Origin of the sequence: Cytobacillus sp. NCCP-133 (genome assembly GCF_026011715.1) — a bacterium.
In the GTDB taxonomy this organism is placed as follows: domain Bacteria; phylum Bacillota; class Bacilli; order Bacillales; family Cytobacillaceae; genus Cytobacillus.
This window is the reverse complement of record NZ_BRVM01000007.1, coordinates 49,314-57,553: the sequence shown is the minus strand read 5'-3', so window position 1 is coordinate 57,553 and position 8,240 is coordinate 49,314. Positions and strand designations below refer to the sequence as shown.

Here is an 8,240-nt window from a genome sequence, read left to right as displayed (position 1 = left end):
TCTTCCAACTCTTCAATTGTTTTTTCTAGATAATTCATATGATCCCAGTGGTAACTCAACATATCACGATGGTGACGGCTTTAAAGCCGCCATTGGGGTTTCTTATCTAAAAAGGATTTCTTTTCAGAAACATTTTAGTGAATAGTAAATTCTATAAAAGTATAGAGGGAGATTTATGTTTAAAGAAAGCGATTAGAAGGGAATCTTATTATCACGAGCGGGTGAAGATAATTATTCCAATTAATATGTTAACATACAAGCATATGGACATAGTAAGCTTATCAATTAATCCAGGGAGGATAATTAAATGAGTGCAGATATTCTAAAAGAAGAAAATCGGTATTTTATAAATGATGAAAGTGGAAATATGGCAGCTGAAATCACTTTTGTACCAAGCGGTGATTCTCAAATTACAATCGACCATACGTACGTCAGTGATTCGCTACGGGGCCAGGGAGTCGCAGGAAAGCTGGTGGAAAAAGTGGTACAAGAAGCGAGAAAGAGCGGGTTAAAGATTGTGCCAGCTTGCTCATACGCAAAGGCTCTTTTTGAACGAAAAAGTGAATACCAGGATGTACTAGCAAAATAAAGGGGGTGTTTTGGTTGAATGCTAAACAAGTAAATGTAAATGGGACGCCAATATCTTTTTACGAGGAAGGACAGGGGGATCCGGTTGTTCTTATTCACGGGTTTTGCGGGAGCAAGGATTATTGGCAAAAGGTGATACGGCCATTGGCAGAGGATTATAGGATAATCGCAATTGACCTTCCGGGCCATGGAGATTCTGAAATGCCTTCAGGAGATAGCTCAATTGAAAAGATGGCTGAGTTGATCCAAGGTACTATTCAGGAGCTTGGAGTGGAGAAAGCATCATTATTTGGCCACTCGCTGGGCGGCTATGTGACCCTTGCTTTTGCAGAAGCTCATGAAGACAAGATTAGAAAATTTGCACTCATCCATTCAACTGCCAACCCCGATTCAGAAGAAGGGAAAAAGGGCAGGGACGTTGCGGCCGGAAAAATTGGTGCCGAGGGAATCAGGTCCTTTGTAGACGGGCTTGTTCCCAATCTGTTTGCACCAGGAGAAGAGCACAAACAGGAACTTCAGACTGCAAAAGAAATCGGATATAGCACTAGCTCAGAAGGGGCAAAGGCAGCCTTGAAAGCAATGAAACAGCGTCCGGACCGTAATATGATTCTAAAAAAGACAGAGCTGCCGGTTTTAATCTTAGCTGGAGGGAAAGATCAAATTATTCCGCCTGAAAAGGCGTTTACCGTTGAGCGGCCGAATATTCACCAGGAAACTATTGAAGAGGCAGGGCATATGAGCATGTATGAAACGCCCGTTGAACTTGTTGCTGTCATTCGGGAGTTTATGCAGAAGTAGTCCAGTTTATATAGGGATAAGGGCAAATGATTACTAAGCGCACATAAGTATTTTTTATTCGCACATAAAGTGTTAAAAAGTATCCGCACATAAAAAATTTTATCCGCATATAAATTGTTGTCTTGTGCACACATATATGCTTTTTAAGGCCTCAGTTGATTATTTCCCTAATCCTTCTGGTCTGAAAGATAGAAAACGCTCCTTCTTCATCAAAAAAAGGAGCGTTTTTCCATTGCTATTACTTAAAAATAACCGAAATAATCTCGTCTGTTGTCATTCCGCTTTCCACTTCGAAGGTACCGGGCCGCAATTCATTTGCCAAACCGCGTTTTTCAACATCTTTGTAAAATTGGACGCCGCTGTTAATGATGTTGGCACGTTCAAGGGCATTGCCTACATCTATGCTCGTCATTCCCATTGAGACGGTCAAAATAGTGCGGTAGACAACCTTCTCGCCGGCTTCTTTGTTTGATTTCTCTTCTGTTTTTTCTTTGTCTTTTTCACTGGCTTTTGCAGCAGCAGCGAGCTGTTCACTCCATTCCGCTTCTGTGTTGATCACATACCCTTTAGATACAAGCAAATCGATCATTTCCTGCACTCCAGGTCTTTCAGTCTTAGCCGCTTTTTCCGTTTTATCCGCTAGATTTTCCGTGCTCTTTGCTTCTGAAGGGCCGAATAGATAAACACTTCCAGTCAGAATGGCAGCCACAAATAGACCAGCGGAAAAACTGCGCAAGGAATTAGGTGTCATTGTGCAACCATACTCCTTTCAGCCTTTTTTGAAAGGTAAGGCAAAAGCATCCGCTCTGCCTCATTTGGTGTGAGCTGCTGTTTTAAGGCAATGCTATCGAACGAATAACCGCGTTTATGAAGATCAAGCATTTCCCGAAGCATTTGGCGTTCTTTGGAAGATACATCCAATGCCCCTGACTGCTGTGCAGTGATTTCTGCATCTAATTCAAGATTCCTGATCTGTTGCTGCAGTTCGTGAATTTCATTTTTTAATGAAAAAGTTACCTGATCAATTTGCTGTTCCAGGTTTGATTTGGATTGCGCCGTTTTAAAAAACGATAAAATGAGCAGCACAACTGCTGAACCAAACAAAATGGCTATTACCCATCCCATCTTATTTATCCTCCCTTATATAAAACATATTCTATGTATCTATTTTTCCAAACTAAATTATAACCTGAATACAAATGGAATTCGAATCAAAACGACAAAATACCACAAAAGTACTGTTTATCTGTAAGAAAAAGGAGTGGATGGTAATTCTAAATTCTTAAAAAATGAGAAACCGCTAATCTGCTGGATCGTTTTTTGAAAATAAATTATTAAAATTACTGGTAAGCTTCTCTTAAAACCCAATAGAAAAACCTGATCCTAAACTGGACCAGGTTTTAATTGCTTCAACTTTCCTTCTGCATTTGTGTTCTTTTTGCAGCCTGGAGTATTTCCTCAAGAGGGGAGACCCTGCCAAATTTGTCTTTATGAACAATATGCTTTCTTTCAAATTGGGTCGGGTTATCTATCCCCGCGGCGGCAGCCAGGTTATATAACCCTTCTCTTAGCGAGATGACATAATTGCAGACACGATAATGCTTTTCTTCGACAATGAGCCCGTCCTGAAGCTTTTTGTCAGTGGTAGCAACGCCTGCAGGGCAGTGATTTGTATGGCAGACTTGTGCCATGATGCAGCCAACACTGATCATAAAGCCGCGCGCAATATTAACGAGGTCTGCACCCATCGCAAGAGCAATCGCAATTTTATCAGGCGTAATCAATTTACCGGAGGCAATGATTTTTACACGGTCCCTGACTCCATACTGTCTTAACATTTCATCTACTACAGTCAGGGCAGATTGAATTGGCAAGCCAACGCTGTCTGCTAGTTCCTGATAGGTTGCACCTGTACCGCCTTCTCCTCCATCAACAGTTATAAAATCAGGTCCTTTGCCGCTTTCCTTCATATAGGAAATCATCTCTTCAAGAGCATCCAGATCGCCAACAACAATTTTCATTCCAACCGGCTTGCCGCCAACACTTCGCAGCTCTTCTATAAAGTCAAACATGGAGGGGGCATCATTAAATTCATAGAAACGGTTTGGACTATTAATGGTTTTCCCGACTTCAACCAGGCGAATGCTCGCAATTTCTTCTGTGACTTTTTCACCTTCTACGTGTCCGCCCCGGGTTTTGGCACCCTGGGCAAGCTTTAGTTCAAAAGCTTTAACTTCTGGAATTTCGCTTTTCTTTTTAAACGCTTCCCATGAAAATTCACCATTTGGTTTCCTGACGCCAAACATATCCGGTCCAATTTGCATAATGATATCCGGGCTTCCAGCTAAGTGATATTGAGATAGGCCGCCCTCACCTGTATTCATCCACGTTCCGCCAGCCAAGCCAAGGCCTTTTGATAAGGCGGTTATCGCTTTCTCGCCAAGAGAGCCATAGCTCATTGCCGATTGGCCGACAAGCCCCTTTATCCTGAATGGGTGCCGGCAGGTTGTTTCGCCCAATACAACCGCATCTTCATCCCGCAGGTAATAGGGATCGGCAAGTTTTTCTTCGCTATGCTCCTTTCTTGAAAACAGGTTGTCTCCATCTATCTTATAAACACGACTTTTAATTTTCTTGGTATTATCGACTTTCATCTCATCGGCCAATTTTGGAAACAAGGTATTCCGGATATAAAAACCTTCTTCATCAAAGTTTCTTATCGATCCAAAACCTATCAGTCTCTCTTTATATTTTCCTGCTTTAACAACATCCTGGTATTCTTTTCTGGAAAAAGGTTTGCCTTCTGTATCTGTATTGAACAAATATTGCCTTAACTCAGGGCCGATTTTTTCAGTAATATACCTAATTTTACCAATTACGGGAAAATTCCTGAGAATGGAATGCTGTTTTTGCCTGTCATCTTTTATATGCCAATAGATATAAAGAGAGACTGGGATTAGAGTGACAAGTGCAATGAAAATAAATAGTGCAATTACAAGATAATCAGTTAAGCTCATATGCTCCTCCTTCTATCAAAATAAATTTAGTGCATCTTTAATAGGGGTATCACCAGACGAAACCTCTATCGTTTTATTAAAAACAGCCTTATAATTTAATGATTCAACAAGTATGGCTGCGGCATCCTCCCTGGGAATTTCCGCTGTTTTATCGTGGATTTTGTTAATTGCCTGCACCAGTCCAGTACCAGGATGATCTGTTAATTGGGCAGGGCGTACGACTGTATAGATTAAATTGGCGTTCTTCAGCATATCTTCCGGCAAATCTTTGGCAGCAATTGTACGTGACGAATCATTCTCTCCCTCTTCCGCTTTAACTGCGCTCATCATCACAAATCGCTTTACACCTGATTCCTGTGCCCATTGGATGGTATCTGAAACCGACTGATGGTCAACCAAAACCGTTTTGCTTGTATGCTTCTTGGGATTGACACCAGTCAGATAGATGGCTGCATCTGCTATTTGAAGACGTGATAAAAGGATTTGCTCATCATACAACACTGCATCATTAGCACCCAGTTTTATATAATCTTCCATTTGAACTTCATTGGCAACAACCGCAATAGATTCTATGTTTTTCTCTGCAAGCTTTTTTATCACATGTTCTCCAACATCACTATTTGCTCCTATCACAACCGCTTTCATCAAAACGCCTCCTTTTCTATCCTTTTTCCACGAGATGGTAGTTTGAAACCAAATGGAGATAAAAGAAAAACGCAGTCCTATGAGAAGGATGACTGCTTTTTCTTACCAATAGTGGTATGTATTTCATGAAAATAGGTCGTTTCTCTTATGCTGCTGGTTCTTTCTTTCACATGCCGGAGCCGACATCCTCTCCTGAAGGGGATAAATAGCTTTTAATATGAAAAAGCTTCATCCGCGGTGGATGAAGCTTCCTATATTTATACTAATCGTTTAAAGTTTTGACCCAGGATTTCACTCATCGTATGAACGGTAATAAAGGCTTTACTATCAACCTGGGTGATATAGCCCTTAAGTCTTGTAAAATCTTTCCTGCCGAGGATCGTCGTAATTACTTCTTTCTGGTCAGAAGTAAAGGCTCCAGTTGCAGTATGAATGGTTGCTCCTTTGCCTAATTCATGGACAATATATGTCTTAATTTCATCACTGTATCGGCTAATAATCACAATTTCTTTATTTGAATTGAATTGCTGAAGCGCATAATCAATGACAAATCCGTTTATAATCACACCAAAGAATGCATACATGCCGACTTGAGGACCGAATAGGATGGCGGAGGACAGTGCAATGGATAAATCAGCAAGAAGTACGCCTCTGCCAACTTCAATATTTAAGTATTTATTGAAAATCATGGCAATAATGTCCGTTCCGCCGGTGGATGCCTGCTGGTTGAAGACAATTGCCATCCCGGTTGCGGCAATGCATTGCCCGATAATCAGCTGGATAAGAATATCATCACTAAGCGGCTGGTTCATTGGAGCAAATTTTTCAAGCACCCATACATAAAATGAAAGGGCGAAGCTGGCATAGATTGTCTTAGCTCCAAAGCCCGAGCCTAGAAAAATAAATCCGACTAAAAACAGTACAATGTTGACAAGAATCATGAAAATTCCGATTGAAAGGCCGGGGAACAAATCATTCATGATAATCGACAAACCACTAACTCCTCCAGTTGCTAAATTATTGGGTGATAGGAAAAAGTGGACATTTATTGAAACAAGGAATGCTCCAAGATTGATCAATAAAAAGGAAATTGTTTTTTGTCGCATCGCCGCAACCTCCTTTATCTTATTTTTTTCGATTTCCGTAAAAAGTGGAACAACGGGGATTATAAAGCCCAAAACACCCTTTGTAAAGGGACTGCGGCAAAAAAGTTAAGGTTTAATAATTATGAAAATTGGAAGGGGTTGCATAAAAGGTGTGAGATTATCCATCTGCACAGTTTTTTTATATAATAGAATGCAGATCATGCCATACTGATGTGTAACGAAAGGAAGAAAGATATCTTGAAAAATAGAAAGCTTATTGTTATTCCTATTATGATTCTTGTAGCTGCGGCAGCTATGTGGATGTTAAACAAAGATTATCAGCAAATAGATATGCCTATCAGAATGCTGATAGCAGCTGGTGCCGCCCTATTGTCCGGTGTCCTATCATATTTTCTATTTAAGCCTGAAAAAGATGGAAATGAAAAAGTCTGATCCCAAAGGGGACAGGCTTTTTTTGAAGCCGATAATCAGGGGTGAGAGCGAAAGGAGGTCGCCATGAACGCTTCATGAAGCCGGTAATCAGGGGTGAGCGCGAGAAAGGGCCGCCATGAACACTTCTTAAAGCCGATGTCTAACAAAAGCTTTATATTATTTTCCTGATTTCTGGCGGTTCTGCAAAGAAGCTGGCCACCAAATTGTTTCGAAAGCAGCCTACGTTGTTCTGGAAATCAACAGTGAAGGATATAAAGAAATACTGGGCATCTGATTTTACGCAGACCCAGCTTTTTTCCAATATTCTTCACGCACAATAAAAGCTGATTCCCTTAGGAATCAGCCTTATTTTTTACGCTTGAGCAGCTGTAAGTCGATATAAAGCTGGCATCTTGTGTTAAAGTCATCAAAATCGATGGATGTCAGGTCTGTAATTTGCTTCATACGGTATTTTAAAGTGTTTGTATGAATGAAAAGCTGTTCAGCTGTCGGCTTGATGCGGCAGTTGTTTAATAAATATACCTCAAGTGATTTCAGCAAATTCGTTTGGCTTTCCTGGTCTTTTTTCTTGAGCTTCAGTAAATCTTCATTAACGTAGTTCGTTTTGTTATTATGCTGGGCAATGGGCTCTAAATAGCGGAAAACCCATAATTTTTTATAGTCAAACGGCAGTTCTTCCGGTGAACCGATGAATTTTGCCGCTTTTATGACCTCCTGCGCCTCTTTATAGCTTTTTCGGAGCTTCAGGATGGAGGTATACTCACCGCCAATCCCTGCGAAAACGGCTTGGTGTTTAAATTGGCTCAGAACAGTGTTTGTCAGCTCATAGGCATCTTCCGATAAGCTGCCTGGTGCTGGAGAGCTGCTTCCAATCAATACGATAATCTCCAGCTGGTTTGTGAAAATGTGGGCGGGATGGCTAAGTGCATTCGCAAACAATCGCACGGTTTCCGCCAGTTCTGCAAATTTCTCTTCGTCTGCCTGGGCAATGGAAAACACATTTACGATAAAAGCCTCTGGAAGGATGATTTTGACATTTGCAGCTTCCCATTTGATTTGATCTTCTGTCTGATATGTCCGGTCAATGATTTTCCTGTAAAATTGATGTTTTTCCTCATCTTTACGAAGCTTAAGCAAGTTTTTCTGATATAAAAGCTTGCCGATATGAAAAGAGATTTCATGTAAAAATCTAAGTTCGGTTTCTATCAGAAGCCCATCTGTTTCCTGCACCCAGATATAACCCAAGATATGCTCTTTATATTTAGCGCTGACAACCACTCGCTGATTAAGCCCGATTTCTTCCATCTTTTTAATGCGAAAGGGTTCTGGAACGGTTTTCAGCTGATCGACAATGCCTTCATCCATAAATTTTTCCAAAATAGGGATCGGCCACCGTTTTGAAAAAATAGTCTGCTGATTGGCGAGGTCAAAGTGCTCAATATAATAAGAACTGTAGGCCAGCAGAGAAAATTGCTCATCCTCAATGACAACCGGCTTCTTTAAAAAAGTGCTGGCCATTTCCGTTATCTCATCAATATTCGTCAAATTAAGGATTTTCTCAAGTGGCTGGCTCATACAGGTCCCTCCTCATTATTCTTTATTATAGAGAAAATCAGCACCAAGCACCACTCGTATTTTGTCGAAAAGAAAAGGA

At 40.8% G+C, this 8,240-nt stretch carries 9 protein-coding genes; 3 read left to right on the top strand and 6 right to left on the bottom strand.

What is annotated here, in order from left to right:
• Nucleotides 1-307 precede the first annotated feature (307 nt).
• Together NCCP133_RS10345 and NCCP133_RS10340 are read left to right on the top strand one after the other, a co-directional pair.
• Nucleotides 308-589 (top strand): GNAT family N-acetyltransferase, encoded by a 282-nt coding sequence (locus tag NCCP133_RS10345; protein WP_264804879.1) that lies wholly within the window; start codon nt 308-310, stop codon nt 587-589.
• A 5-nt stretch (nt 590-594) separates the two neighbouring features.
• The gene (locus NCCP133_RS10340) at nt 595-1,386 is read left to right on the top strand and encodes an alpha/beta fold hydrolase (protein ID WP_309298053.1); all 792 of its coding nucleotides are present in this window, start codon (nt 595-597) and stop codon (nt 1,384-1,386) included.
• 238 nt (nt 1,387-1,624) lie between these two features.
• Here the strand turns inward: NCCP133_RS10340 and NCCP133_RS10335 are convergent, their stop codons facing one another.
• The 5 genes from NCCP133_RS10335 to NCCP133_RS10315 all read right to left on the bottom strand — a co-directional run bounded on the left by NCCP133_RS10335 (nt 1,625) and on the right by NCCP133_RS10315 (nt 6,154).
• Nucleotides 1,625-2,137 carry an endolytic transglycosylase MltG gene (locus NCCP133_RS10335; protein WP_264804877.1) on the bottom strand — a complete coding sequence of 171 codons (513 nt, stop codon included), beginning with the start codon at nt 2,135-2,137 and terminating at the stop codon, nt 1,625-1,627.
• Nucleotides 2,134-2,511, bottom strand: a complete 378-nt coding sequence (locus tag NCCP133_RS10330) for a hypothetical protein (RefSeq protein ID WP_264804876.1) — start codon at nt 2,509-2,511, stop codon at nt 2,134-2,136. Before NCCP133_RS10330 ends, NCCP133_RS10335 begins: the two co-directional genes overlap by 4 nt.
• A 284-nt stretch (nt 2,512-2,795) precedes the next feature.
• Nucleotides 2,796-4,403: an FMN-binding glutamate synthase family protein gene (locus tag NCCP133_RS10325; RefSeq protein ID WP_264804874.1), complete on the bottom strand. Its 1,608-nt coding sequence runs from the start codon at nt 4,401-4,403 to the stop codon at nt 2,796-2,798.
• Between the two features lie 15 nt (nt 4,404-4,418).
• Entirely contained in the window at nt 4,419-5,048 is a 630-nt protein-coding gene (locus NCCP133_RS10320) for an NAD(P)H-binding protein (RefSeq protein ID WP_264804873.1), read from the bottom strand.
• Between the two features lie 257 nt (nt 5,049-5,305).
• A complete protein-coding gene (locus tag NCCP133_RS10315; RefSeq protein WP_264804872.1) occupies nt 5,306-6,154 on the bottom strand; it encodes a YitT family protein in 849 nt (282 codons plus the stop codon).
• 237 nt (nt 6,155-6,391) lie between these two features.
• On the opposite strand from NCCP133_RS10315, the gene NCCP133_RS10310 reads away from it, so the two are divergent.
• Nucleotides 6,392-6,586: a histidine kinase gene (locus NCCP133_RS10310; RefSeq protein ID WP_264804871.1), complete on the top strand. Its 195-nt coding sequence runs from the start codon at nt 6,392-6,394 to the stop codon at nt 6,584-6,586.
• A 345-nt stretch (nt 6,587-6,931) separates the two neighbouring features.
• Here NCCP133_RS10310 and NCCP133_RS10305 read toward each other — a convergent pair whose 3' ends face one another.
• Entirely contained in the window at nt 6,932-8,161 is a 1,230-nt protein-coding gene (locus tag NCCP133_RS10305) for a PucR family transcriptional regulator (protein ID WP_264804870.1), read from the bottom strand.
• Nucleotides 8,162-8,240 lie beyond the last annotated feature (79 nt).

Coding starts and splice junctions, on each gene's coding strand:
- NCCP133_RS10325 (WP_264804874.1), bottom strand. CDS start 4,403: ATGAGCTTAACTGATTATCTTGTAATTGCACTATTTATTTTCATTGCA.
- NCCP133_RS10345 (WP_264804879.1), top strand. CDS start 308: ATGAGTGCAGATATTCTAAAAGAAGAAAATCGGTATTTTATAAATGAT.
- NCCP133_RS10330 (WP_264804876.1), bottom strand. CDS start 2,511: ATGGGATGGGTAATAGCCATTTTGTTTGGTTCAGCAGTTGTGCTGCTC.
- NCCP133_RS10335 (WP_264804877.1), bottom strand. CDS start 2,137: ATGACACCTAATTCCTTGCGCAGTTTTTCCGCTGGTCTATTTGTGGCT.
- NCCP133_RS10315 (WP_264804872.1), bottom strand. CDS start 6,154: ATGCGACAAAAAACAATTTCCTTTTTATTGATCAATCTTGGAGCATTC.
- NCCP133_RS10320 (WP_264804873.1), bottom strand. CDS start 5,048: ATGAAAGCGGTTGTGATAGGAGCAAATAGTGATGTTGGAGAACATGTG.
- NCCP133_RS10305 (WP_264804870.1), bottom strand. CDS start 8,161: ATGAGCCAGCCACTTGAGAAAATCCTTAATTTGACGAATATTGATGAG.